The organism is Oribacterium sp. P9 (assembly GCF_046365365.1).
Taxonomy (GTDB): domain Bacteria; phylum Bacillota; class Clostridia; order Lachnospirales; family Lachnospiraceae; genus Oribacterium.
The window spans coordinates 71,214-96,285 of record NZ_JBKEIS010000006.1 but is presented as its reverse complement, the minus strand read 5'-3'; the positions used below and the strand labels follow the sequence as shown (position 1 = coordinate 96,285).

General features: G+C 58.8%; 18 protein-coding genes. 3 read left to right on the top strand and 15 right to left on the bottom strand.

What is annotated here, in order from left to right; genetic code table 11:
* Positions 1-133: 133 nt before the first annotated feature.
* Positions 134-1,687 carry a CapA family protein gene (locus tag ACK8P7_RS05660; RefSeq protein ID WP_410043250.1) on the bottom strand — a complete coding sequence of 518 codons (1,554 nt, stop codon included), beginning with the start codon at positions 1,685-1,687 and terminating at the stop codon, positions 134-136.
* 155 nt (positions 1,688-1,842) lie between these two features.
* Here ACK8P7_RS05660 and ACK8P7_RS05655 point away from each other — a divergent pair, with 155 nt between their 5' ends.
* Both ACK8P7_RS05655 and ACK8P7_RS05650 read left to right on the top strand, forming a co-directional pair.
* Positions 1,843-3,336, top strand: a complete 1,494-nt coding sequence (locus ACK8P7_RS05655) for a DNA polymerase IV (RefSeq protein WP_410043249.1) — start codon at positions 1,843-1,845, stop codon at positions 3,334-3,336.
* Complete coding sequence (locus tag ACK8P7_RS05650) at positions 3,333-3,647, top strand: hypothetical protein (protein ID WP_410043248.1); 315 nt, start codon at positions 3,333-3,335, stop codon at positions 3,645-3,647. The genes ACK8P7_RS05655 and ACK8P7_RS05650 overlap by 4 nt, the downstream gene beginning before the upstream one ends.
* Before the next feature lie 38 nt (positions 3,648-3,685).
* On the opposite strand, the gene ACK8P7_RS05645 is transcribed toward ACK8P7_RS05650, so the two are convergent.
* The 6 genes from ACK8P7_RS05645 to ACK8P7_RS05620 all read right to left on the bottom strand — a co-directional run bounded on the left by ACK8P7_RS05645 (position 3,686) and on the right by ACK8P7_RS05620 (position 10,818).
* Positions 3,686-4,465, bottom strand: a complete 780-nt coding sequence (locus tag ACK8P7_RS05645; protein WP_410043247.1) for an ABC transporter permease — start codon at positions 4,463-4,465, stop codon at positions 3,686-3,688.
* Between the two features lie 21 nt (positions 4,466-4,486).
* Positions 4,487-5,644 (bottom strand): ABC transporter substrate-binding protein, encoded by a 1,158-nt coding sequence (locus ACK8P7_RS05640; protein WP_410043246.1) that lies wholly within the window; start codon positions 5,642-5,644, stop codon positions 4,487-4,489.
* Positions 5,645-5,704: 60 nt separating this feature from the next.
* A complete protein-coding gene (locus ACK8P7_RS05635) occupies positions 5,705-6,742 on the bottom strand; it encodes an ABC transporter ATP-binding protein (RefSeq protein WP_410043245.1) in 1,038 nt (345 codons plus the stop codon).
* Positions 6,743-6,860: 118 nt separating this feature from the next.
* Positions 6,861-7,694, bottom strand: a complete 834-nt coding sequence (locus tag ACK8P7_RS05630; protein ID WP_410043244.1) for an ABC transporter permease — start codon at positions 7,692-7,694, stop codon at positions 6,861-6,863.
* 218 nt (positions 7,695-7,912) lie between these two features.
* Positions 7,913-9,322, bottom strand: a complete 1,410-nt coding sequence (locus tag ACK8P7_RS05625; protein ID WP_410043243.1) for an amidohydrolase — start codon at positions 9,320-9,322, stop codon at positions 7,913-7,915.
* Positions 9,323-9,480: 158 nt separating this feature from the next.
* A complete protein-coding gene (locus ACK8P7_RS05620; RefSeq protein ID WP_410043242.1) occupies positions 9,481-10,818 on the bottom strand; it encodes an amidohydrolase in 1,338 nt (445 codons plus the stop codon).
* A gap of 150 nt (positions 10,819-10,968) precedes the next feature.
* Between ACK8P7_RS05620 and ACK8P7_RS05615 the strand changes: the two genes are divergently transcribed.
* Positions 10,969-11,865: a carbohydrate kinase family protein gene (locus tag ACK8P7_RS05615; RefSeq protein WP_410043241.1), complete on the top strand. Its 897-nt coding sequence runs from the start codon at positions 10,969-10,971 to the stop codon at positions 11,863-11,865.
* 180 nt (positions 11,866-12,045) lie between these two features.
* Here the strand turns inward: ACK8P7_RS05615 and ACK8P7_RS05610 are convergent, their stop codons facing one another.
* The 8 genes from ACK8P7_RS05610 to ACK8P7_RS05575 form a co-directional block, all read right to left on the bottom strand.
* Positions 12,046-13,965, bottom strand: a complete 1,920-nt coding sequence (locus ACK8P7_RS05610; RefSeq protein WP_410043240.1) for an ABC transporter ATP-binding protein — start codon at positions 13,963-13,965, stop codon at positions 12,046-12,048.
* Entirely contained in the window at positions 13,962-15,881 is a 1,920-nt protein-coding gene (locus ACK8P7_RS05605; protein WP_410043239.1) for an ABC transporter ATP-binding protein, read from the bottom strand. The genes ACK8P7_RS05610 and ACK8P7_RS05605 overlap by 4 nt, the downstream gene beginning before the upstream one ends.
* Before the next feature lie 489 nt (positions 15,882-16,370).
* Positions 16,371-18,755 (bottom strand): HD domain-containing phosphohydrolase, encoded by a 2,385-nt coding sequence (locus ACK8P7_RS05600; RefSeq protein ID WP_410043238.1) that lies wholly within the window; start codon positions 18,753-18,755, stop codon positions 16,371-16,373.
* 9 nt (positions 18,756-18,764) lie between these two features.
* Positions 18,765-19,112: an Hpt domain-containing protein gene (locus ACK8P7_RS05595; RefSeq protein WP_410043237.1), complete on the bottom strand. Its 348-nt coding sequence runs from the start codon at positions 19,110-19,112 to the stop codon at positions 18,765-18,767.
* A 295-nt stretch (positions 19,113-19,407) separates the two neighbouring features.
* Complete coding sequence (locus ACK8P7_RS05590) at positions 19,408-20,031, bottom strand: AAA family ATPase (RefSeq protein WP_410043236.1); 624 nt, start codon at positions 20,029-20,031, stop codon at positions 19,408-19,410.
* A 69-nt stretch (positions 20,032-20,100) separates the two neighbouring features.
* Positions 20,101-20,850, bottom strand: coding sequence for a phosphatidic acid phosphatase (locus ACK8P7_RS05585; RefSeq protein WP_410043235.1), 750 nt, complete (start codon positions 20,848-20,850; stop codon positions 20,101-20,103).
* A 170-nt stretch (positions 20,851-21,020) separates the two neighbouring features.
* Positions 21,021-22,946, bottom strand: a complete 1,926-nt coding sequence (locus tag ACK8P7_RS05580; protein ID WP_410043234.1) for an ABC transporter ATP-binding protein — start codon at positions 22,944-22,946, stop codon at positions 21,021-21,023.
* Positions 22,946-24,931, bottom strand: coding sequence for an ABC transporter ATP-binding protein (locus ACK8P7_RS05575; RefSeq protein WP_410043233.1), 1,986 nt, complete (start codon positions 24,929-24,931; stop codon positions 22,946-22,948). Before ACK8P7_RS05575 ends, ACK8P7_RS05580 begins: the two co-directional genes overlap by 1 nt.
* Between the last annotated feature and the right edge of the window lie 141 nt (positions 24,932-25,072).

Below are 25,072 nucleotides of genomic sequence, written 5' to 3'. Positions count from 1 at the left end.
CTGCTCTACACCATCTGTCCATATCCGGTTCAGCACATCATCCCGCGCTTCGGAATCGACTGTATGTTCACCAGACTCCGTTCATCATAACATATTTGACATGGCAGATATAGATAATATTTATTCATTCATCTCACGACGCACTGACATATCCATCCGCGTCGATCTTCACACCACTGCTGAGACCGCTCATCTTTTCATAAAAGGCGGCGATCTTCTCCGCATCGTCCAGCTTCCGCGTATAGCCGGCGGCAGACGTACCTGGTATCAGGCGAAGCCGGATGCCCTCGTCATCGACATCTGCCTGTAGCAGTGCGGTGCTCGGAATCGAGCTGCCGAACACGAAGTTTCCGAGCGAGTACGCGATCGGCACGCCCTGGTAGTATTCGATGCCCTGCAGAACGTGCGGATGTGCGCCGACCACCAGATCTGCACCCGCATCCACAAGTCGGTGCGCGATGCTTTTCTGCACCTCGTTTGGCGTCTCCTCCCGCTCGATGCCCCAGTGCACATAGGCGATGACATAGTCCGCCTGCTGCTTCGCCGCCTTCACTTCCTCCGCGAGCTGTGCACCGCCATCATAGGCTGAAAACATGCCGGCAGAATCCGTGCCCGCCGCCCAGTCCGCCTCCGGATATACACGCGTCGCGCCGATAAAGGCAAACGTCCGCCCGTTCAGCTCGACGACGTCCGGCTTCCGTGCCTCCGCAAGGTTCTTTCCGGCACCCACGTGACGGATCCCTGCATGGTCCAGCGTATCGATCGTATCGAGCATCGCGTCACGCCCATAGTCAAGTGCATGATTGTTTGCGAGCGTGACGAGGTCGATCCCCATCTCCTGCATCAGCTTCACCTTCTCCGGATGTACACGAAAGGTGAACTGCTTGTCTGGTGCCGGCGTCCCACGCGTACTAAACGGAAATTCTTCATTCGTCATAAAAAAATCCGCCGCCTGAATCTCCGCCTGGTAGCCCTGCGACAGGACACCGTCGATGCCGCCGGCTGCGTCATACGCTTCCAGCACGTGGTCGCTGAGATACACATCGCCCGCAAACAGAAGGCGCGTCGCTCCCTTCACAGCTTCCGTCCCCTCTGTTTCGGCATCCCCCAAAGCCCCAGCGCTCCCGGCCGCATCTGCCTCCATCGGATTTTCGATCATGATCGTGGTGTCGTCCGCTCCGCTCTCACTTTCATCGGATTCGGAAACGAACCCATCCATTTCCTTTCCTGTCGAGTCGGCCTCATCTGCACCGGCTTCTTCATTCATACCCGTGGTTTCACTGGAAGCCGTCCGATTTTCTCCTATATTACAGCCATCTGATGGCACACGCTTTTCACTCTCCGGACGGAGCATCATCACGCCCAGCGCCACGATGATGCCGAGCAGAAGGACACTCCACAGCCCGACCCAGCGCTTCGTTCCTCGCATCGCCCCGGCTGCCGGTGCCTGCTGCACTTCTATCGAAGATTCTCTCCGCTGTTCAGTCCTCACCACCTGCTGGTTTTCGGGCTTCCGACGGCTTTTTCCACGTTCACTGCTGGTGTCCTCCGCCTGACGGGAAGGTCCCGGGTCCCGGTCACTTGCATGGGCCGAATGCATCTCTATCTCTTCTTTATGCTGCTGTCGCTCTGCACGCGGGCCCTGATATCCCGTCCGCCCGTGCTCTCTCCGATTCTCCTGCTCCATCTAGCTCCCTCTATTTTCCCGCCCTGCGCCGGGCGCTGTTATAAAAATTAATTAGAACATCTGCTCGTTTTTATGATTGACATCCGTTCCGTTCACGGCTATCATAATAAATAGAACAGATGTTTGTCAAGCGTTTCGCGTTAAGAGGTGGGATTATGGAACGGATTATCTTTCATATCGATGTGAATTCTGCGTTTCTCAGCTGGGAGGCGTGCTATCGGATCCACCATCTCGGCGGCACGCTCGATCTCCGCACGATTCCGAGTGCGGTGGGCGGCGACCAGAGTAAGCGTCATGGAATCATCCTCACGAAGTCGATTCCGGCGAAAAAATATCATATTAAGACCGGCGAGCCCATCGTGGACGCGCGGCGGAAGTGCCCGGAGCTCGTCATCGTCCCGCCGAACTACACGCTCTACAGCCACGCGAGCCGGGCGATGATCGAGATTCTCGAGGAGTACACAGACATCATCGAGAAGTACAGCATCGACGAGGCCTTCCTCGACATGACGGGCACGCCCTGGCTTCAGGACCGCGCACTGCTGCTCCGCCATACTGCACCAGGGCCGTCCCCGGCCGATGCCTCTACCGACCATACCGTACTCGTCCCTTCATCCACTCCATCCGACAGGCAGCGGGCGACAGGCTCCACAAACACGCTCGAAGACCGCATCCGTACCTTCGATGCGATTCTTCTGCCGGCGGAGATCGATGCCACCTGGCAGAGCGAGGTCGAGCATCGAGCGGTACTGCTGGCCTGGCAGCTGAAGGAGCGGATCCGAGAGGAGCTCGGCTTCACGGTGAACATCGGCATCTCGAGTAACAAACTGCTTGCGAAGATGGCCTCCGACTTCCAGAAGCCGGATCAGGTGCATACCCTCTGGCCGTCTGAAATCGAGCATAAGATGTGGCCGCTCCCCGTGGAGGAGCTCTTCTATGTCGGCTACGCGACGGCCCCGAAGCTGCATCGCCTGGGCATCCATACCATCGGTGCGCTCGCGCAGTTCGACCCGGACATACTCTATCACCGCATGAAGTCGCATGGACTTCTGGTACGGCAGTTCGCCTGCGGCATCGACGACAGTCCGGTCATCCCACAGCTCATGGAGGCCCCGCCGAAGGGCTATGGAAACTCCTGCACGACCATCCATGACGTGACGGACCGACAGGAGGCCTACTGGCATCTTCTCTCCCTCGCAGAGACGGTTTCCCAGCGCATCCGTGCCGATGAGGTTCGTGTCAGCTGTGTGGATATCAGCATTCGCGACAGCGAGCTTCGCTTCTACGGGCATCAGAAGCAGCTCCGCTCACCGACGGACCTGACGCTGGAAATCTACGATGCCGCATGTCGCTGCTTCGATGAGCTGTGGACCGGTTACCCGATCCGCCACCTGGGCATCCACACCAGTAAGGTGAGCCACGCTGTCGGCCGACAGGTGGACCTCTTCGACCGCTACGACTATGGGAAGCTGCGCCAGGCCGAGTGCGCCGTCGATGAAATCCGTACCCGCTATGGAAACGACGCGATCAAGCGCGCCCGCTTCGTTTCCGCCCCCGGCTGCGCGGATCCGTACGCCATCGACCACATGAACGGCGGTATCTCCCGCGAGCGGCGAACGGTGGACTACAATAAGGAAACAATATTATGACCGGTTTCACTGCCATCAGTGATGTGCTCCCGCACATCGACAGCGGCACCCGTAAGGGTCGCCCATACCCCATCGCCGTCAAGAGCTGGTTCACCAGCTCCGGTACGATCATCCCGCTTTCCTTCAAGTTCGAAGGAGACGACGGCGAGATCCATTACATCCAGAACATCCATGTGAAGTCCTCCGAGGAGAAGCACTACGCAGGTATCCCCAGCCGGGATTTCAGCTGCACCGCCGTCCTCGGCGGCCTGGAGCAGAGCTTCCGGTTGGTCTACTATCCCGCCGAAAGCAAATGGGTGATGATCATGTGATCACCACCCATTTCCGATTCTTGTTCAGTTTTCGATGCTTACACCACCGACTTCAGTCCGAGGGTCTTCTCGATCAGGAGCATGATGCCGAGGGTGATGACCATCATGAGGGTCGCGAGGGCGGCGATGGTCGGGTCGAAGTGATACTCTACGTAGCTCATCATCTCGATCGGGAGTACATTGACGCCCGGGCCGGTCAGGAAGGCCGACAGCGATACGTTGTTAAAGGAGTTAATCATCGCCATGATCGAGGCCGACGCGATGGCGGATTTGATGTTCGGCAGGATGATATGGAAGAAGGAATACACCTTCGTCGCACCCAGACTGCCGGCTGCTTCCTCGATCGCGAAGTCGAAGTTCGCGAGGCTCGCGGTCACCACACGCATGACGTATGGGATACCGAGCAGGGTGTGGCCGATCAGAAGACTCGGCATCACTGGAAGCTTCAGCACATTGACAACATAACGGAGCATGACGAAACCGAGTACGACGACCGGAACCAGCACCGGTGACAGGAAGACGGTCTTGATGGCTTCCTTGCCGCGGAACGAATAGCGGTTCAGCGCATAGGCCGCCGGCAGTCCGAGTACCAGGGCGAGCAGGGTCGACACGATCGCGACGATCACCGAGGTCTGTGCTGCGGAGATGAAGGACTTCATCGTCAGCACCTGTGCATACCACTTCAGTGTGAATCCATGGCCTGGAAACGTCAGATAATTTGTATCACTGAAGGAGGCCGCCATGATAATCAGGAGCGGTCCGATCAGAAAGACGTATACCAGGATGGTGATCAGCAGCAGGGCTTTGTTCTTTTTCATTTCTTCATCTCCAATTTATTATTACTGAACTGAGAACAGCTCGTTCCAGCGGTTGATCCAGTCCGCCTTCTTCTCTGTGATGAGGGACCAGTCCGGAAGGACCAGGCTGTCGACCATCTCCTGACCATAGGTGAAGTTTGCAGCCTGCTCCTCGGTGAGCTCGACCTCGGTATTTACCGGAGAGTCGACACCGTCGAGTGCCTCGGCCTGCTGTACGTCCTTGGAAAGGTAGAAGTCGATGAACGCCTCCGCGAGCTCCTTATTCTTGCAGTCCTTCGTGATGTTCAGCATGTTGAAGCCGGCGAAGTTACCCTCGCTCGGATTCACCCATACATAGTCCGGGTTTGCCTGCTTCGCAGCGGTGTAGCTGTAGTCGAGGAGGGTCGCAACGGAAGCCTCACCCTGGTTCAGCATGGTGATGGTGTCGTTGGCAGAAGTCCAGGTCTTTACGACATTCGGCTTCAGCTCCTCGAGCTTTGCGAAGATGGCGTCATCGTCCTGACCCGGGGTCAGACCGAAGGCAGCTGCGGTTGCATAGTAGAACAGCATACCGGAGGTGGTGGTGATATCCGGAACAGCGATGCAGTCCTTCAGCTCTGGATTCCAGAGGTCTGCGAAGCTCTTGATCTCTACGTCGATCATCGACGGATCATAGACGATACCGAGACGGTTGAAGGTGTAAGCCGGGCCGTACTCCTCGCCCATCGGTGCCTTCGCGACATCATAGATAGAATCGAGGTTCGCGATCTTCGAACGATCGATGCTCTCGAAGATACCGTCATTGGCAAGCTGTGCTGCGAAAGAATCGCCGATGATGACCACATCGTAATTCTCCGGAGACTCCTCGATCTTCGTTACACGCTCTGCGTTCTTACCGGTCTCTACGACAAGCTTCGCGCCGGTCTGCTCCATGAACGGATCATATACGTTCTTCTGAAGAAGCTCCGCGTTGAACGAGAAGGTCGAGATGGTCAGGGTCTGGCCGGCGAAGTCCTGGGCAGCAGACGCGTCTGCAGTCTCTCCCGCAGCAGCGGTGGTCTCAGCAGCTGAAGTCTCAGCAGCGGCTGTAGTCTCAGCAGCGGCAGCGGTGGTTGTAGCGGTGTTGTTCGATGAACCGCACGCAGCGATGGTGGTGCTCAGCATAGCAGCTGCAAGCACAAGGGATAATGTCTTTCTCATAATTTCCTCCACTAGATGATGATATATCAAGCGCCTTATACGTAGCGCCGAACGACGAATTTATACCATAACGATCTTATGCGCGTCGAGGGAAAGCGTGATGTTCTCTCCCACGTCGAAGAGACGGTCGTTCGAGGTGTTGACGATGAGCTCGCCGAGGGCGGTCTCCACGTTATACTGCATGCGCTTGCCGAGATAGGTACGCACACCAACCTTACCGGAGACAGCATTGGCGACATCCTCTCCCGCGGCCGCAACGAGGATGTCATCCGGACGGATGCAGGCGCGGGTCGTGTCACGGCCCTCCTTCGGATGTGCGATCTCGAGAACGCTGCCGTCGGCCGCTGTCCAGCGCGTGCCCTCACTGTGCTTGAGATCGATGAAGTTCTCGAAGCCGACGAAGTGCGCGATGAACTCGGTCTTCGGGTGAGTGTAGATCTCCTCCGGGCGATCCAGCTGCTCGATCACGCCGTGGTTCATGATCGCGACCTTATCACTGATCGCGAAGCACTCCTCCTGGTCATGGGTGACGTAGATCGCGGTGAAGCCGAGCTCCTGCTGCAGCTTACGGATCTCAACACGCATCTGCACACGGAGCTTCGCGTCGAGGTTACTGAGCGGCTCGTCGAAGAGCATGAGATCCGGCTCGATAACCATCGCACGGGCGAGGGCTACACGCTGACGCTGTCCGCCGGACATCTCCTTCGGAAGGCGCTTCTCGAAGCCGTCGAGGTCGACCGTGTGGAGCATCTTCATCACGCGCTCCTGGATCTCTGCCTCCGGCAGATTGCGGCGACGCAGACCGAACGCGACGTTCTCGAAGATGTTCATGTGCGGGAACAGCGCATAGCTCTGGAACACGAAACCGAAGTTCCGCTTATGCAGCGGCACATGGGTGTAGTCCTTTCCGTTGAAAAGGATGTCGCCCTGCATCGGCTCAGAGAAGCCGCCGATCAGGCGGAGCGTCGTGGTTTTACCACAGCCGCTGGAGCCGAGGAGGCTGACCAGCTCGCCCTTCTCGACTTTCAGGTTCAGGTCCTTCAGAATGATGTTCTTTCCATATCCTGCGGTGATATTTCTTAGCTCAAGTAATGACACGGTATTTCCTCCTTCAGGAAACGAGTGGCTGCATCGACCTTTTCTTATGCCAATGCAGGCGACCTTCATCAGATGGCTCGGACGCCCGGACTTCGCCGGTGCCGAAGTTTTTTCTTCATCAGGCGAGCGGGTTCACCTTGCGGCTCACACCATTCACGATCGTGGAGACGATCATCGTGACGACGATCATGACGACCGCAACGACGGAAGCATTGACCCAGTCACCGAGACTCATCGCATACTGATAGATCATGGTCGAGAGCACACGGGTGTCGGTGCCACCGAGGAGTTGCGGCGTGGTGTACGCGGTGATGCAGCCGGTGAACACGAGCACGGAGCCAGTGACGAGACCGGATACGCTCAGCGGCAGGGTGACGCGCAGGAAGCTGCCGAGCTTCGTGGAGCCGAGGCTTTCGGCGGCGAGCGTCAGGTCCTCCGGGATGCTCTCGATCACGCCGATCAGCGACAGGATCATGAGCGGGAGGAAGAGCTGTATGAAACCGATGGTGATGGAAAATTCGTTATAGAGAAGGCCCTGCGGCTTCGCGAAGAGTCCGATCGCCACCAGGAACCGGTTGACGATGCCCTTCTTTCCGAGGATGACCATCCAGCTGAAGGAGCGGATGACCGGGCTCGTGAACATCGGGAAGACGGCGAAAGCCATCAGCATGCCCTTGTTCTTCGCGAATTTCGCGATGTAGTAAGCCGCCGGATAGCCGAGCAGCGCACACAGGATGGTGCTCAGGATACTCAGCTTCAGGCTGCGGAGGAACACCTGCTGGAAGTAGGTGCTCTGAAGTACCGTCGCGTAGGCGGACATAGAGAAATCCCCCTGGTCTGGAAATACTGTAGTGAGCAGCAGTGAACACAGCGGGATGAGCATGAACACCACCAGGAACAGCACGCCCGGCAGGATCATGAAAAACCAGATATTCTTCTTGAAAAGTTGCACGATTACCCTCCAGTCGACGACCTCCTCGCAAAGGCCGCGGGTTTCCTCTTTCGCTTCGGTGATGCATCAGCCCTCTTCGATCAGCCGCGCCAGCCCTCGATCAGGCGATGTTCGTAAACTCGAAGCAAAAGATTTGTAAATAAGTAAACGGAGTACTTTAAAACAACGTTATTTATAACATAGGTAGCGCGCGGATTCAAACCTATTTTTGTACATTATCAAATAATATCGCTGTACTTCTCCGCGGCGGCCATAAACGGCTTCATTTTTTCCACGAGCTGTGCGCGGATCTCCGCGAGGTCGAGCGTCGTGAGCTCTCCGTGGCGAACGACCATCCGGCCGTTTGCGAACACCGTGTCGACGTCGGCCGCGTTCGCGGCGTAGGCCAATGCTGAGAACGGGTTGTACACCGGGAACATATGGGCAGCCTCGGTCGAAACGAGCGTGAGGTCGGCGGCCATCCCCGGGGCGAGGTAACCGTAGTCCGTGCCATGCAGTACTTCGGCACCACCGCGGGTCGCCGCGCGGACGATGGTCCGGGCCGGGAAGAGCGAGCGATCATGGTTCGCCGTCTTCTGGGCATTCGGGAGCATCCGCATCTGGTCAAACATCGACAGCGTGTTACCGGAGGACGGGCCGTCCGTGCCGAGGCCGAAGCCGACGCCGAGCTGACGTGCCCGCTCCATCGGGGCCACCCCCTTGCCGGCCTTCGTGTTGCTGCAGATGCAGTGGGCGATGCCGGCGCCGCGGCGCTTCATAAGCTGCAGGTCCTCTTCGGTCATGTGGATGCAGTGCGCCGCGAGCGTATGCTCGTCCAACGCGCCGATCGAATCGAGGAAGGCGGTCGGGGTCATGCCCATCGCGCGGAAATGCTCCATTTCGTAGTCCATCTCGGAGGCATGCAGGGTGAAGATCGTGTCGTACTTCACCGCAAGCTCATGCGCCTCGCGAAGCTTCTCCGGTGACAGGGTCGTCGTGCCATGCGGCGCGATGATCGGGTGGATGCGTGGATGCCGCGCCCCGTGATACTCCGCGAAGAAGTCCTTCTGATAGGCGAAGCCACCATACGCTTCGTCCGGGCTGTCGCAGGTTTTCTGTCCGATCAGGGTCTCACCGAGGTAGCCGCGGATGCCGGCCTGCTCGCAGGCCTCCGCAACGCGATCCTCGAAGTAGTACATATCGAGGAAGGTCGTAGTGCCTGAGAGGAACATCTCCGCGATGCCGTAGAGCGCGCCCCAGTAGACGAGTTCCGGTGTCATCGCCTCGAGCTCCAGCGGGAACAGGAAGCGGCGCAGTCGGTCCGGGCAGTCGTCGCCCATCGAACGAAACGGCACCATCGACACATGGCAGTGCGTGTTTACGAAGCCCGGCAGCAGGATGCCGCCCGCCCCGTCGATCACCTCGTCCGCCACCGCTTCCGCCTGCTGCAGGTTCTCGATCGGCTGGGCAGCGGCGTTTGTCTGTGCTGAAGCTACCGTACGATCGTCGAGCGAGGTCTCCGTCTGCTTCTGTTCTTCTTCACCGAGCGCGGCGATCTTCTCGCCGTCGATGAGGAGCCAGCCGTCGTGAAGCACGCGGTCGGCGTCATCCATCGTCAGGATGGTCACATTTTTAATCAGTGTTTTCATATCGTAAGAAGCCTTTCCTTTTTCGCATTCATCTCTTTCACCAGTGACGGATGCCCGGAATTCCGGAAATCTTTCATCGCACTTCCGCCGGTCGAACTCGATTCGGCCCGCCATCGGATGAGCGGCCGAGGCATTGGCCGCAGGCAGATGCCTCGGCGTCACGCACGACCGGCGAGGTCGTAGACGATCGCGCTGAACAGGGTGATGCCGCGCGCGAGCACCTGCTCGTCGAAATCGAAGCGGACGGTGTGCTGCTCGCTCGCCATGTCGGTCATGGTGCGCATGTAGGTCGCCTGGCCGCCGTGGCTCTGGACGCGGTTCATCATCAGGGAGATGTCTTCGGAGCCCCAGTTCTGCGCGTTCGGGGTGGAGCTCACGCGGTACTGCGGGAGTTCCGTCCGCACGAGCGTCGCGATGCGCTGCCAGAGCGCTTCGTCGCTGTTCTGTGACTCGCCGCGGCCTTCGATCTTCATCTCGCAGCGGCAGCCATGCATCGTGGCGGCACCCTGACAGATCTGCTCCGCCTGCTGCATCATGTATTCATTGATCTCGGTCGTCTCGCCGCGCACCTCGATCTCCATCTTCGCACGGTCCGGGATGACGTTGCGCCCCGTGCCTGCGTGGAGCGTCCCGACGTTCACGCGGGTAATGCCGGCGGAGTGGCGCGGGATCGCGTAGAGTCCGAGGCTCGCCTGGGCTGCCGCGAGGAGCGCATTCTGTCCGCGCTCCGGGAAGCCGCCTGCGTGGGCTGCCGTGCCGGTATAATAGACGTCGTACTTCGTGTTTGCGAGAGAGCCGTAGGTGCCCGGCGTGACGTCGCCGTCGTCAAGCGCGCCGGTCGGCGCGATGTGATTTCCGATCAGGTAGTCGACGTCGTCGAGGTGTCCGTGGGCCACGATAGCCGCAGCGCCGCGGCCGCCCTCCTCGCCCGGCTGAAAAATCAGCTTGATCGTGCCATGAAGTGCGTCGCGATGCTTCATGAGAAGCTCCGCCACGCCGAGGCCGATCGTCGCATGCGCGTCATGGCCACAGGCGTGCATCATACCTGCATTGACACTGGCGAAGCCCTCGCGGGTCGGGCGATGCGTCGGCTCCGGGCACTCGACCATGCCGAGCGCGTCGATGTCAAAGCGAAGCGCCACCACCGGGCCTGGGCCGCAGTCGAGGATGGCGATCGCGCCAGTGAAGCCCTCGCGGAGATCCGGCGTCAGCTCCTCTTCCGTCACGCCCTGCTGCAGCACCGCCTCTGCGTGCGCCGCCATGATGTCTGCGTCCGGGAGCCCGAGCCGCGCGGATGCGAGACAGACCTCGCGCCCCGTCAGCACCTGATAGCCGAGCGCGCGGAGCCGCCGCACGATGATCGCCGTCGTCCGCATCTCGAGCCAGCCCGTCTCCGGATGCCGGTGAAGATCACGCCGCAGCGCCACCGAACGCGCCTGCATCGCCGACGCCTCCGCCGCAAATTCCTGGTAGATGCTGTTCTTATCTATTTCCATGATTACTCCTTGTGTGTTCTGTATATCCTGTATAGCCCGCGTGCTAATGTCATGGCAGGTATAAAACTCTGTATTGCAAGAACTCCCTCATGTGAAGTAGTATAGTAAACGCAGGCAGAAAATGCCACCCTGAAATCATGGAGGAATATTATGAAACGACTTCTCATCATCGGCTCCACCTGTGTGGATGTGATTCTCCGACTCGACCACCTGCCGACAACCGGCGAGGACATGCATCCGGTGCAGCGCTTCGCGATGGGCGGCTGCGCGTTCAACGTGGCGCAGGTACCGAAGGCCTATGATGTCGATCTTCGCTTCGTGACGCCGATCGGCGACCACGGCGTGTTCAGCGACTTCGTGCGCGCGCATCTCGACAATGCGGGCTTCCGGGGGCCAATCACCGTCCCGGATAGTGAAAATGGCTGCTGCTACTGCCTCGTGGAGCGAAGCGGCGAGCGCACCTTCCTCTCCGTCCACGGGATCGAGTACAGCTTCCATGCGGAGTACATGGACGCCTTCGCGGGCGAGCGCTTCGACTATACCTACATCTGCGGACTCGAGGTCGAGGAAACGACCGGTGGCGAGCTCGTGGCCTGGCTCGAGGCGCATCCGGACATCGCCGGCACCGTCGTGTATGCACCGGGCCCGCGCGGCATCGAGGTCGACACGGATCGTACGGAACGCATCCTTGGGATGCACCCGATCCTTCACCTGAACGAGCAGGAAGCGCAGGCCCTCGCCGGGATGAGCGGTAGCGAGGATCGCGTTCTCGCCGCGGCGCAGGTGCTGCACGCGAAGACCGGAAACATGGTCATCGTGACACGCGGTGCCGACGGCGTCCTCTGGATCTCTGCGGATGGCTCCGTGCACAGCGCACCATCCGTGCCATCGACCGTCGTCGATACCATCGGTGCTGGCGACTCGCACTGCGGTGCGGTCCTCACCGGCCTCACACTCGGCTGGACCGAGGAAGACACCATGCGCTTCGCAAACCAGATTGCTTCCGAAGTCGTCGCCCAGGAAGGCGGCGCGTACATCCGCCGCTGACCTAAGTTTATGGGGTCTGACCCCATTAAATTTTTCTAAACAAAATCTAAACTGAAGTTTATGGGGTCAGACCCCCTTACGAAATTCTTAAGACGAAAGTGGCGGCAGTCTGGAATCGCCGCACAATAAAAACAGAGGATGTCGCGCGAGCGACATCCTCTGTTTTTAACTTTATCAAGATCACTCCAGCTCGAAGGCGCCGGTGTACAGCTGGTAGTAGCTGCCGCGGGCGGCGATGAGCTCGTCGTGGGAGCCGCGTTCGATGATGCGGCCATGGTCGAGGACCATGATGACGTCGGAGTTCTGCACGGTGCTGAGGCGGTGGGCGATGACGAAGACGGTGCGTCCGGCCATGAGGGCGTCCATGCCCTTCTGCACTACGGCCTCGGTGTGGGTATCGATGGAGGAGGTGGCCTCATCCATGATCATAACCGGCGGATCGGCGACGGCGGCACGCGCGATGGAGAGCAGCTGGCGCTGGCCCTGCGAGAGGTTCGCGCCGTTTGCGATCAGCATCGTGTCGTAGCCCTTCGGCAGTCGACGAATGAAGCTGTCCGCACCGGCGAGCTTCGCAGCTGCCATACACTCCTCATCCGAAGCATCGAGCTTTCCGTAGCGGATGTTCTCCATGACCGTACCCGTGAAGAGCACGGTATCCTGCAGGATGATGCCGAGCGACTTTCGAAGGGACGCCTTCTCGATATCCTGGATATCGATGCCGTCGTAGGTGATGGTGCCCTTCTGAATCTCGTAGAAACGATTGATGAGGTTCGTGATGGTCGTCTTACCGGCACCGGTGGCACCGACGAACGCAACCTTCTGACCCGGACGGGCGTAGACATTGACCTCGTGCAGTACCGTGTGCTCTCCGTCGTAGGAGAAATCCACATTCTTCAGGACGACGTCACCCTCGAGGCGCTTATACGTCACGCTGCCGTCCGCCTCGACCTTCTTCCAGGCCCACTGCTCGGTGCGCTCACTGCACTCCTCGATCTGCCCGTTCCGCTCCTGACAGCGCACGAGCGTCACCGTGCCCTCATCCTTCTCCGGCTGCTGATCCATCAGCGCGAAGATACGACGCGCACCCGCGAGACCCATGACGATCGCATTGATCTGCTGCGAGATACCGCCGATCTGGCCGGCGAACTGCCGCTCCATGTTGAGGAACGGCACGGTGATGCTGATGCTGAGGGCCATACCGCTCAGGCTCAGGTTCGGCACCTTCAGGAAGAGCAGCACGCCGCCGGCGAACGCCAGCACGACATAGAGCATGTTTCCGATATTGCCGAGGATCGGCATCAGGGTATTCGCGTAGCGGTTCGCCTTCTCCGACACCGCGAAAAGCTCGTCGTTAATCCGGTCGAAGTCGCGCTTCGCCGCATCCTCGTGGTTGAAGACCTTCACGACCTTCTGACCATTCATCATCTCCTCGATGAAGCCCTCGGTCTGTGCAACCGCCGCCTGCTGCTTCACGAAGTAGCGTCCGGAGCTGCCACCGACCTTCTTCACGACCTTCGTCATGACGACAATGCCGCCGACCACGAGGATCGTGAGCCAGATGCTGTAGTACAGCATGAGCGAGAAAACGGTGACGAGGATGATACCCGAGTTCAGGAGTTGCGGGATCGACTGTGAAATCATCTGGCGCAGCGCATCGACGTCGTTCGTGTAGTAGGACATGATGTCGCCGTGCTCGTTGTGGTCGAAGTACGAAATCGGCAGCTTCTGCATACCGTCAAACATCTTCGTACGGATTTTCTTAAGCGAGCCCTGCGTGATCACCGCCATGCACTGGTTGTAGGTGGTGCCCGCGATGAGCGACAGCACATAGAGGACCGCCAGCGTCAGCACGAGGCTCAGGATCCGGGCGGACACACCGGCCCAGTCACCGCTCTGCCAGTTCTGCTCGATCAGCGCGATGATGCGCTGCTGGAACAGGGACGGGATCGCCGTGATGATCGCATTCACGAGGATGCACGCGAGCGTAAACGGCAGCAGGACCGGATAAAACGAAAAGATCATCCGGATCAGCCGTCCGAGGGTCCCGTCCTTCAGCACCGTCTTATCGACCGGGCCGCGCATATTTCTGTTTCCCTTCATCGCTGCTCTCCTCCTTTCGCCTCTTTTGCCAATGTTTCCGGCTTCACATCGTCACGCAGCTGCGCACTTCCGCCTGCTTCTGCCAATGCTTCCAGCTTCACACCGTCGCGCTGCGCGAGTTCTGCTGCCATCGCCTCCGGGGTGGCCACGACACGTACAGGGTCGACTGCATTGGCCTCTTCCGAGGTTTTATTCTGGCTGTAGTAGATGTCCTGGTACATCGCGTTGCGGCTGAGGAGCTCCTCGTGGGTGCCGATGTCCGCGATGCGGCCGCCCTCCATGATGAGGATGCGGTCGGCGTCCTGGACGGAGGACACACGCTGCGCGATGATGATCTTCGTGGTCTCCGGGATGAAATCGCGGAAGCCCTTACGGATCAAGGCGTCGGTCTTCGTGTCGACCGCGGAGGTGGAGTCGTCGAGGATCAGCACCTTCGGCTTCTTCAGGATCGCACGGGCGATGCAGAGACGCTGTTTCTGACCACCAGAGACGTTGGTACCACCCTGGGTGATGAAGGTGTCGTACTTGTTCGGGAAGGTCTGGACGAACTCGTCCGCCTGGGCGAGCTGACATGCGGCGACGAGCTCTTCGTCACTCGCCTGCGGGTTGCCCCAGCGGAGGTTCTCCGCGATGGTGCCGGAGAAGAGGACGTTCTTCTGAAGCACGACAGCGACCTGATCACGCAGGAGCTTGAGGTCGTACTTTCGTACGTCGACACCGCCGACCAGCACCTCGCCCTCGCTTGCGTCATAGAGACGGGAAATCAGCTGGATGAGCGAGGACTTCGAGGAGCCGGTACCGCCCATGATGCCGATGGTTTCACCTGATTTAATATGAAGATCGATGTCCGAGAGGACGTAATTCTCAGCATTGGCCTGATACTTGAAGCTCACGTGGTCGAAATCGATGGAGCCATCCTTCACCACGGTCACCGGGGAGGCCGGATTCGTGAGGGTGCTCGTCTCGTTCAGGACCTCAGCGATACGCTCGGCAGACTCGGCCGACATGGTCACCATGACGAAAATCATGCTGAGCATCATGAGGGACATGAGGATCTGGAAGCTGTAGGTCAGGAGCGAGGAGAACTGTCCGACGTCGAGGTCGGCACCGTGGCTCGTGATGATCGTGTAGGAGCCGAAGCTCAGGACGAAGAGCATGACGGTGTAGATACAGAACTGCATCAGCGGGTTGTTCAGCGCGAGGAAGCGCTCAGCCTTCGTGAAGTCGCGCTGGACGTCGGTCGCGGCGCGGTCGAACTTCTGCATCTCGAAATCCTCACGAACGAAGGACTTCACGACGCGCATGCCGTTGATGTTTTCCTGCACGGAGTCGTTCAGACGGTCATACTTCCGGAAAACGCGGCGGAAGATCGGCATAACCGTGCGGATGATGACGGCGAGGCCGACGCCGAGGATCGGGATGACCGCGACGAAGATCCAGGCCATGCGTCCACCCATGAGAAAGGCAGCGGCGAAGGAGAAAATCAGCATCGCCGGCGCACGGAAGCCGAGTCGGATCAGCATCATGTAGGCCTGCTGCAGGTTCTGGATATCCGTGGTCATACGGGTGACGAGGGAGCTCGTCTGGAAGTGGTCGATGTTTTCGAAGGAAAAGTCCTGAATCTTATAGAAGAGGTCTTTTCTTAAGTTGCGCGCGAAGCCGGTGGATGCGGTCGCGCAGTTGTTGCCGGCCGCGACGCCGGAAAGAAGTGACAGGGTTGCCAGCACGAGCAGCACGATACCGTACTTCCCGATGGTGCCCATGCCGGCGCCATCCTTGATCTGGTTGATCAGCATCGCCGTCACAAACGGAATGGCGGTTTCGATCAGTGACTCGATCAGCACGAACAGCGGCGCGCGCAGGCTCGGTCCCTTAAACTCGCGGATGGATTTCGAGAGCGTCTTGATAACGTCCATAAATTCCTCCTGTAGATGTAAACGATAGGCGGCGAAAAGCAGTGTATGATTCCCCGTCGGCTCTGTACCTGATCAACATTCAGGGAGTCCGGGGTTCTGCGTATGATTCCCGCAACCGACCCTATACCCCCGGCGCAGGAATCACGAGGCGCTGGTGCATGGAATGCAGCGAGCGCCTGAAGACGCCGGTTTCATCCCGGACGCCTCTCTTCCATATATAGTATACGCTGAAAACATCTGCTTTTCGCGAAACTTTACTATATTAAAACATTGCGTGCAACAATTCAACGACTTCACAAAAAGTTCAGATTCAGGCGCGGCCTTACGCCACCGGCGCTCCCATCTTAAGAATTTCGTAAGGGGGTCTGACCCCATAAACTGAAACTTTAGATTTTGTTTAGAAAAATTTAATGGGGTCAGACCCCATGACGGGACCCCCTTACGGCGGAAAAACCGGAGCGCAGTGCCCGGTTTTTCCTGTGATTACATTTAATTATCGAGCTGATGCTCGTGATTATACGCCTGCTTCTGCGCATACATGCGGAGGTCCGCCTGGCGGATCGCCTCGGTGATCGGGTGTACGCCCGTCACACCACCGATCGAGATCGAGAGGCGAAGCTCCGGATAATCCGCGATACGGATGTTCTCGACCGCCGCCGAAATCTCCTGCATCTTCCGCTCGAGGATCTCCTCGCTCATCTTCGGGAAGAGGAGCAGGAACTCATCCCCGCCGTAGCGGATCAGGATGTCGGTCTTTCGTATGCAGTCCTTGATGGCGCGCGCGATCTCCCGCAGCACAGCATCTCCCGCAGGGTGCCCGAAGGAGTCATTGACCTGCTTGAAGCGGTTCGCGTCGATGATGGCGATGGATTCCATGCCCTCGAGGTGCGCGCGGTAGGTCTCATAGTAGCGGCGCGAGTAGGTGTCCGTCACCGGATCCAGGAAGAGGTCCATGTTCCCGTCGTGATTCCGATCGAGGAGCAGACGTGTGCCGTTCGCGTCGATCCAGCGGCCCTCGTCGAGGCGGCTTAGGAGCTCGAGCACGCACGGCGTACCGTTCAGGTTCAGGTACTTCGACACCACGAAGTACATATCGGTGCTCGTGAACTCCAGCTTGTTGAGCGTCGATTTCTGCGCATAGGCCCGCGCCGAGATACAGTTCGCACAGACGCCCTCGTTGTTCCAGAAGGCGGCGCAGTGCTGCTTCGAGTGCCGGAGCACGCCCGCCTCGTCGAGATCGAGCACTTCATAGGTCGTCGGATCGATGAGACGCACGGTGTCAAAGACGGACTGCAGGCAGCGGATATTCTGAAGGACGACCGGTGAGGTCGAATCCAGCGGACCGCCCTGGGACGGAAATTCCTTCTCTTCCTTCATCTGCGGGTCCAGCAGCTGGCCGACCGCCGCGATGTAGTGATCCGGTCGGAAATCCGACCAGAGTGTACGCACCCGGAGATCGCACCAGTGGTACTCGTTGCCGACCGGGAAGAGGATGCTGAGGGCGAACTCCGGATTCTCCTTCGTCGTCGCATCCATCGCATCCCGCAGACGCTTGAAGTCATGCTGACTGAGATAGCGGAAATCGTTCACACGCGTGACGTTCTTCACGATGTGACGGTACTGTGGCGGCTCGTTCCAGTTCGTCACATCCGCAAGGCGTGACACCGCATCGTACTCGAACTGGATACCACCGCTGGTGGATGCGAAGAAGTCGATCCGCTCCTGCATGGTCGCGAGGAGGTTCTGTACACGGTCGTTCTTCGGGAGGTCCGCATGCGCGAGGATTTCCTCTGACAGACGGTTCAGCTCGAAGCGGTATGGCATCGCATCTCCGTTCACTCCCGTCACGATACGAAGCTGCGGGGCGGTCTCCGTCAGGCACTCCAGCAGCAGCGGGTTGAAGGCACCACACTCACCGTTCAGGATCATGTTGATCGCAGTCGTGTGGTCGTACGCCTTCTTATAGCAGCGCTCGCTCGTGAGCGCATCGTATACATCCGCGATCGCTACGATCTGGGCGGAGATCGGGATCTCCTCTCCCATCAGACCATCCGGGTAGCCATGCCCGTCCCAGCGCTCGTGGTGCCAGCGGCAGATCTCCAGCGCATAGCGGTACAGCGGCTTATCCTGGCCGTACTTCATCTGCTCCAGGATCTGTGCACCCGCGGTGGAGTGTGTCTTCATAATCTCAAACTCTTCCTTCGTGAGCTTCCCCGGTTTGTTCAGGATTTCCTCCGGAATCGTGATTTTTCCGATGTCGTGGAGGGACGACGCGGTCATGATCAGCGCGATGTCCTCCTCACTGAGATGATAGGCCTTCGTCTTCTGCACGAGCTGATGCAGCAGGAGCTCCGTGATGCGACGGATGTTCCGGATATGGTCGCCGCTCTCGTGGTTTCGGATCTCGACGACGTTACTGAGGATACTCACCATCAGGGTGTTATTCTCCTCTTTTTCTGCGATCTGGTCCGACACGAGACGCATGAGGCGCTTCTGATTCACGTACAGATTCAGCGTATTCTCCACGCGCCGACGCACGATGTAGACATTGAACGGCCGCGGGATGTAGTCGGTGACGCCGAGCGAATAGGCGTGCTCCATCGACTCCACGGACTCCTCCGCGGTGATCATGATGACCGGAACCTCCTCGATCCAGTGGTAGCGGTTCATCTCCTCGAGCACCTCGAAGCCGTTCATCTCCGGCATGTTGATGTCGAGCAGAATCAGATCGATGGACACGTTTTTCTCCAGGATCCGAAGTGCCTCGCGCCCATCCGCAGCCTCGACGTAATCGTACTGATCACCTAGCATGTCGCTCAGCATCATGCGATTCATCTCCGCATCGTCTACAATGAGTATTGTCTGACGTTCCATGAAATCTCCTTAGTCGACCTGGCGCAGCGCTGCGACGGTCTTCTCGTACTCTGCGACCACCTGCTCGTACAGCGGTTCGTAGCCATCCATGCGACGGCCGCGCAGGAGCTCCGTGAGCTCGATCGACGGCTTCGCGAGCCGTGTGAAGCCGAGTGTCAGGCAGAGGCCCTTCAGCGTATGCGCTTCGCGGAATGCATCCTCAACTGCGCCATCCTTCAGTGCTGCGGTCAGCTGCTCCATGCTCTTGTCGTCCAGAAACTTCAGCGCGAACTTCTTAACCAACGCCGGATTCGGGATGCGGTGTGATACATCCTCGTAATCCGCCCCTATCGCCTGATAACACTCTTCAATCGTCATGATTTATCCCCCTATTAAAAAAATAAATATTTCGGAACAGGCAGACCCATTTCGTCCCTATGCTGCCAAATTCGTACCTCTCAGCCATCATAAAAATAACTACACTCAAGAGGCCTCTTTCCTACCCGATCCCCCTCCGGTACGAAAGCGCCTCTTCATGTTTAACAAGGTATAATTATATAAATCTAATATACAGAAAATGCCAGAGAATACAAGCGAATTTACGGGTTTACCTGCCTGTTTACATTATTTTTTGTTATAGCGGCGATAGTTCATGTAACGCTCCCGGAGGGCTTCACTCCTCTGCCGGCTTCGGTGTTTTCTCCACCTCGTCGTCCTGGCAGATGTGGTAGATGATGTCGACACAGTGATCGATACCGAGGGAGCCACTGTCGAGGGTCAGGTCGTAGTTCTGGCACTTGCCCCACTCCTGCTCGGTGTAGTAGCGATAGTTGAACTTACGCTTCTTATCCATGTCCTTCAGCATCTTGTCGGTGTTCTCCGGCTCCTTATAGATCTCGGTGATTCTGTACTTCCGCTTCTCGAGATCCGCATGGATGAAGACATTGAGCACATCCGTACGATCACGCAGGATGTAGTCCGCACAGCGTCCGACGATCACGCACGGTCCCTTCGCGACGAGATCGAGGATGACCTCTCGCTGCTTCGCCCAGAGATAATCCTCCGGACTCATACCGTAGCTGTTTCGCGCCGAGAAGGAATACTCGATCCAGTTGCGGGCGCTTGCATACTCGCCCTGTTTCTTCACATAATCCTCTGCGAAGCCCGTCTTAAACGCGGTCTGCTCGATGATTTCCTTATCATACAGTGGGATGCCCAGCTTATCCGCAAGCTTGCGGCCGACCTCACGTCCACCGGAACCATATTCTCTCGAAATCGTAACGTAATTAATCTTCATAGTCTGCCCTCCTGGATGATTTCGATCGAGTCATCTCGATTGATCTACCTTTATTTTATCATCTGAATTTCATTTTTTCAAACGATTCGGAAATAATTTCCAGACGAAATACAGCGCCCAGCTCATGGCGAAGCCGAGAATGACGTCGATGATCGAGTGCTGGCGGATGAAGAGCGTCGCGATGCAGATCAGCGCCGCGATGATCGTCTCGAGATTCTTCATGCGCGGACGGATATAGCTGCACTGCCGCACGACGATGTCGATGGCGATGGTACTCGACACATGCATGCTCGGGCAGACGTTCCGCGGCGGGTCGATCGAGCGCAGCCACTGCACGCCGAGCGAGAAAAGATCGCTGCCCGTCAGCGACTCCCGCAGCGCGAGTCCATTCGGCCAGACCGTGTACACGACCATGCAGATCGTGTAGCCGCCGAAGAGGATGAAGCAGAGCTTCAGAAAATCGCGGCGCGTTCCGTAGAACAGGAAAAACACGAGCGCGCCCGGAAACAGCAGCCACCAGATCGCGTACGGCACGAAAAACGCAGGAATCGTCGGGATCATCCGGTCGAGCGGCGTCTCGATGATGTGCACCGCCTCCGCCGGCACCGCCCGCATTTGCAGCATGCCGAAGTACAGGAGGTACGCCGGCAGGTACAGGAGCCACAGCGCATAGCGGTGTGTGCCAATGTAGCCGACCGGGTCGCGCATCGCCTCCCGGATCGGTGCGAAGCTTTCGACGGCTGTATCAGCAGATTTCTGCTGCAGATCGATATCCTGCACGGGTGCCGATGTATGTTCTGGATGACGGAATGTATTCATGAAATATGGAACTCCTTTAGCTCTGAATCATATTTCCTTATACTATCACATTTTCACTTCACATGTTCAATTTCAAAAAGGAGTGTCTCCCATCGGAAGGCACTCCTTTTTAAGTTTCATGTTGATATATCTACCCGGTATTTCATTACGCAGGTATCGCGTGGCTCTTCTCAGCTCGCGGCGAACTGTGCGTTATACAGGCTCGCGTAGAAGCCACCACGTGCGAGGAGCGCGTCGTGCGTTCCCTGCTCGACGATATTACCGTCGCGCATCACGAGGATGAGGTCGGCGTTTCGAATCGTCGAGAGGCGGTGCGCCACGATGAACGAGGTGCGGCCCTCCATCATGCGGTCGAAGGCATGCTGGATGTGAAGCTCGGTGCGCGTATCGATGGACGAGGTCGCCTCATCGAGGATGAGCATCGGCGGCAGGCGCAGCATCAGACGCGCGATACAGAGCAGCTGCTTCTGGCCCTGGCTCAGTGCGCCGCCGTCCTCGCCGAGCACGGTATCGTAGCCCTGCGGCATGCGGCGGATGAACTTGTCACAGTGCGCCCGGCTCGCGGCCTCCTCGATCTCCTCCATGGTCGCCTCCGGCTTGCCGTACGCGATGTTGTCGCGGATCGACGCCGATTTCAGCCAGGTCTCCTGCAGCACCATACCGAAGTTCGCGCGCAGACTCTCCCGCGTCACCTTCCGGTGATCGAGTCCGTCCACGAGGATCGCGCCCTGGTCCGCCTCATAGAAACGCATCAGGAGGTTGATGAGCGTCGACTTGCCGCAGCCCGTCGGTCCGACGATCGCCACGGTCTCGCCCGGCTTCACGTGCACGTTGATGTCCGTGAGCAGCTTCTTCGTCTTGTCGTACGAGAACCACAGATGCTCGATGTCGACCGCACCGCGTACGCCGCCAATGTCTCCGCCGCTCAGATCATCACCACCCGCGGCGTTTGCGACCGCGTGCAGCTGTGCAGCTGCAGCTGAAGTGCTGGCCTGCGCCGCGGTCATTTCTCCGTCAGATGCAGCCGAAGCGCTCGTTTCATGCGCAGCGCCGGCTGACGCACCACCCAGTACCACGGCGTCCGCCGAGTCCGGTTCCATCGCCGGCTCGTCGATGACCTCGAAGACACGACTCGCGGACGCGATGGCGTTCTGGAGCTCCGTCACGACACCGGAGATTTCATTGAACGGCTTCGTGTACTGGTTCGCGTAGCTCAGGAACGACACGAGCTGTCCGACCGAGATGAAGGCCCGTATCGCCATCACCGCACCACTCACGCCGACCGCCGCATAGACGATCGAGTTCACGCAGCGGGTCGCCGGATTCACGAGCGACGACACGAAGGTCGCCTTGAAGCTGTAGTCGGACAGGGTTTCATTGATCTTCTCAAACTCCGCCTGTGCCTCATCCTCATGCCCGAAGGCCTTCACGACCTTCAGATTTCCGATCATCTCTTCCGTGAAGGCCGTGATCTCGCCGCGGCTCTCCGACTGATGCTGGAAGAAAGTATAGGTGTGCTTCGCGATCTGGCCCGCCACCACGAAGCTGAGCGGGGTCAGCAGGATGACGAGCAGCGTGATGAGCGGCTCGATTGAAAGCATGAACACGAGGGTGCCGAGGATGGTCAGCACGCCCGTAAACAGCTGCGTGAAGCCCATCAGCAGGCCCTGCGAGAACTGATCGATGTCCGTGATCACGCGGCTCGTGAGGTCGCCCGCCGGGTGCGCGTCGAGGTAGCTGACCGGCAGCTCCTCGATGTGGTTGAAGGCCTTCGTACGGATGTCCTGCACCACGCGGAAGGTCACGACGTTGTTGATGTGGTTCATGACCCACTGCGCAAACGCCGTCACGAGGATCATGAAGCCCATGCGCTCGAGGATCTGCAGGAGTGTCGTCCAGTCGACCGCCCCAGGACCTACGATCGTGTCGACCGCCTGTCCGGTCAGGATCGGGATGTAGAGCGTCAGCACCACGGTCACCGCCGCGAGCAGGATGCTGAGGATCACGTGACCGCGATAGTTCTGGATATAATGCAGGATACGCCGGATGGTCTTCGCGTCATCCGCGGTCATCTTTCTCGGTTTTCCCTTCGCCATCACTGCACCTCCTTTCCTTCGTTCTGTGCTTCGGCCAATGCCGTTTTCTCCACATCGTCACTGCGCTCGGCTTCGGCCTGACTCAGCTGTGACAGGCAGATCTCGTGGTAGACCGGGCAGCTCCGGTAGAGCTCGGCGTGGGTGCCGATGCCGGCCACCTGACCGTCGTCGAGGACGATGATCTGATCAGAATTTCGAACGGTCGAGACACGCTGCGAGATGAGGAACACGGTCATGTTCTCGGTGTCGCTCTTGATCGCCTTCCGAAGTGCGGCATCCGTCGCAAAATCGAGCGCGGACGCAGAGTCGTCGAGGATCAGGATCTCCGGGCGACGCACGAGCGCACGCGCGATCGCGAGTCGCTGCTTCTGTCCACCGGAGAAGTTCCGGCCCTCCTGCTCGACCTCGAGCTCGAGGCCCTCGCCCTTCTGCTCCACGAAATTGTAGGCCTGCGCGGTCTTCAGCGCGGCGTAGATCTCATCATCCGTCGCATCCGGCTTCCCCCACTGCATGTTCGAGCGGAGCGTCCCGCGGAACAGTACGGAGCGCTGCGGCACGAGACCGATCTTCGCACGCAGCGTCTCGAGCGCATAGTCCCGGACATTCTGTCCCGAGACGAGCACCTCGCCCGCTGTCGCATCGTAGAAGCGCGGGATCAGGTTGATGAGCGTCGTCTTGCCGGCGCCGGTACCGCCGATCACGCCGATCGTCTGGCCCGGCATCGCGCGAAAGCTGATGTCGCGGAGCGCATCCTCGGCCCCCTCGGTGTAGGCAAATGCCGCCTGCCGAAACTCGACCGCCGGCACCCTGCTTCGCTGGTCATCACTACGCTGCGACACGGTCGCTGCGGCGGAAGCCGAAGAAGAAAGGCTGGTCGCAGCTGACGGTGCAGTGACTGCGTCGTGGGCAGAAGCAGCGTCGGTCGCAGCTGACGACGCAGTGACTGCGCTGTGGGCGGAAGCATTGGCGGCAGATGCAGTGTCGGTCGCAGCTGACGACGCAGTGACTGCGTCACGGGCGGAGACATTGGCATCCGAGACCGCCGGCTGCAGCGCGAAGATGCCGTCGATGCGGTTCATGCTGGCCCTGGCGCGGGTGATCTGGATGATGAGATTCGCGAGCTTGATGAGCTCGACGAGGATCTGCGACATGTAGTTCACGAGCGCGACGAGGCCGCCCTGGGTGATCGCGCCCTCATAGACGAAGCCGCCGCCGCGATAGATGAGGTAGACGACGGCGAGGTTGATGATGACGTAGGTCACCGGATTCAGCAGCGCGGAGATACGACCGACACTGACCTGCATTTGGGTGAGGCGCTCGTTCTCGCGACGAAACTCATCGATCTCCGAGGCCTGGCGGTTGAAGGCACGGACCACGCGGACGCCGAGAAGATTCTCGCGGGTCGTCTTCATGATACGGTCGAGCTGGCCCTGGTTCGCGCGGTACATCGGCGCGGTTGTCAGGATGATGCCGAAGACGACGATGAAGAGGATCACGATGGTCACTGTGAAAATGAGACCGGCGCGGGCACTGATCGTGAAGGCCATGACCATGGCACCGAAGACGATGAACGGCGAGCGCATGAAAAGACGAAGCGCCATGTTGACACCGCTCTCGACGGCATTGATGTCGGAGGTCATGCGCGTGATCAGGGTGCTGGTACCGAGCGTATCGATTTCACGGTAACCAAGCGAATTTATGTGCCGGAAGAGGTCGTTGCGCAGGCCCTTTCCGGTATGGATCGCGACCTTCGCGGCGAAGAACTGAGCGGTAAAGGAGCACAGGAGGCCGATCGCGGCGAGCGCGAGCAACAGGCCGCCCATGCGAAAGACATAGCCGAGGTTTCCGCTTCGGATGCCGCGGTCGATCATTCTCGAGATGACGAGCGGCACGAAGAGGTCGAAGCACGCCTCGAGGCACTTGAACAGCGGCGCCAGGACGGCGCGGACCCGGTAGTCCCGGATATAAGTCAGTAAACGTTTCATAAATACTCCCCTGGATGGTTTCGGCGCGCTGATGCTGCGCGTAACAGTCTGACGATCGATCCACAGATCTTTTTCCGGATGTTATCGCCCTACGCCGTTTTATTTTCACATTATACGCCCTCGGGCGGACGGAGAAAAGGA

What these genes read in the sequence shown, in the direction of transcription:
- ACK8P7_RS05655 (WP_410043249.1), top strand. Translation starts at nt 1,843, where the DNA reads ATGGAACGGATTATCTTTCATATCGATGTGAATTCTGCGTTTCTCAGC.
- ACK8P7_RS05575 (WP_410043233.1), bottom strand. Translation starts at nt 24,931, where the DNA reads ATGAAACGTTTACTGACTTATATCCGGGACTACCGGGTCCGCGCCGTC.
- ACK8P7_RS05590 (WP_410043236.1), bottom strand. Translation starts at nt 20,031, where the DNA reads ATGAAGATTAATTACGTTACGATTTCGAGAGAATATGGTTCCGGTGGA.
- ACK8P7_RS05650 (WP_410043248.1), top strand. Translation starts at nt 3,333, where the DNA reads ATGACCGGTTTCACTGCCATCAGTGATGTGCTCCCGCACATCGACAGC.
- ACK8P7_RS05660 (WP_410043250.1), bottom strand. Translation starts at nt 1,687, where the DNA reads ATGGAGCAGGAGAATCGGAGAGAGCACGGGCGGACGGGATATCAGGGC.
- ACK8P7_RS05645 (WP_410043247.1), bottom strand. Translation starts at nt 4,465, where the DNA reads ATGAAAAAGAACAAAGCCCTGCTGCTGATCACCATCCTGGTATACGTC.
- ACK8P7_RS05625 (WP_410043243.1), bottom strand. Translation starts at nt 9,322, where the DNA reads ATGAAAACACTGATTAAAAATGTGACCATCCTGACGATGGATGACGCC.
- ACK8P7_RS05600 (WP_410043238.1), bottom strand. Translation starts at nt 18,755, where the DNA reads ATGGAACGTCAGACAATACTCATTGTAGACGATGCGGAGATGAATCGC.
- ACK8P7_RS05580 (WP_410043234.1), bottom strand. Translation starts at nt 22,946, where the DNA reads ATGGCGAAGGGAAAACCGAGAAAGATGACCGCGGATGACGCGAAGACC.
- ACK8P7_RS05640 (WP_410043246.1), bottom strand. Translation starts at nt 5,644, where the DNA reads ATGAGAAAGACATTATCCCTTGTGCTTGCAGCTGCTATGCTGAGCACC.
- ACK8P7_RS05605 (WP_410043239.1), bottom strand. Translation starts at nt 15,881, where the DNA reads ATGGACGTTATCAAGACGCTCTCGAAATCCATCCGCGAGTTTAAGGGA.
- ACK8P7_RS05620 (WP_410043242.1), bottom strand. Translation starts at nt 10,818, where the DNA reads ATGGAAATAGATAAGAACAGCATCTACCAGGAATTTGCGGCGGAGGCG.
- ACK8P7_RS05610 (WP_410043240.1), bottom strand. Translation starts at nt 13,965, where the DNA reads ATGAAGGGAAACAGAAATATGCGCGGCCCGGTCGATAAGACGGTGCTG.
- ACK8P7_RS05595 (WP_410043237.1), bottom strand. Translation starts at nt 19,112, where the DNA reads ATGACGATTGAAGAGTGTTATCAGGCGATAGGGGCGGATTACGAGGAT.
- ACK8P7_RS05615 (WP_410043241.1), top strand. Translation starts at nt 10,969, where the DNA reads ATGAAACGACTTCTCATCATCGGCTCCACCTGTGTGGATGTGATTCTC.
- ACK8P7_RS05585 (WP_410043235.1), bottom strand. Translation starts at nt 20,850, where the DNA reads ATGAATACATTCCGTCATCCAGAACATACATCGGCACCCGTGCAGGAT.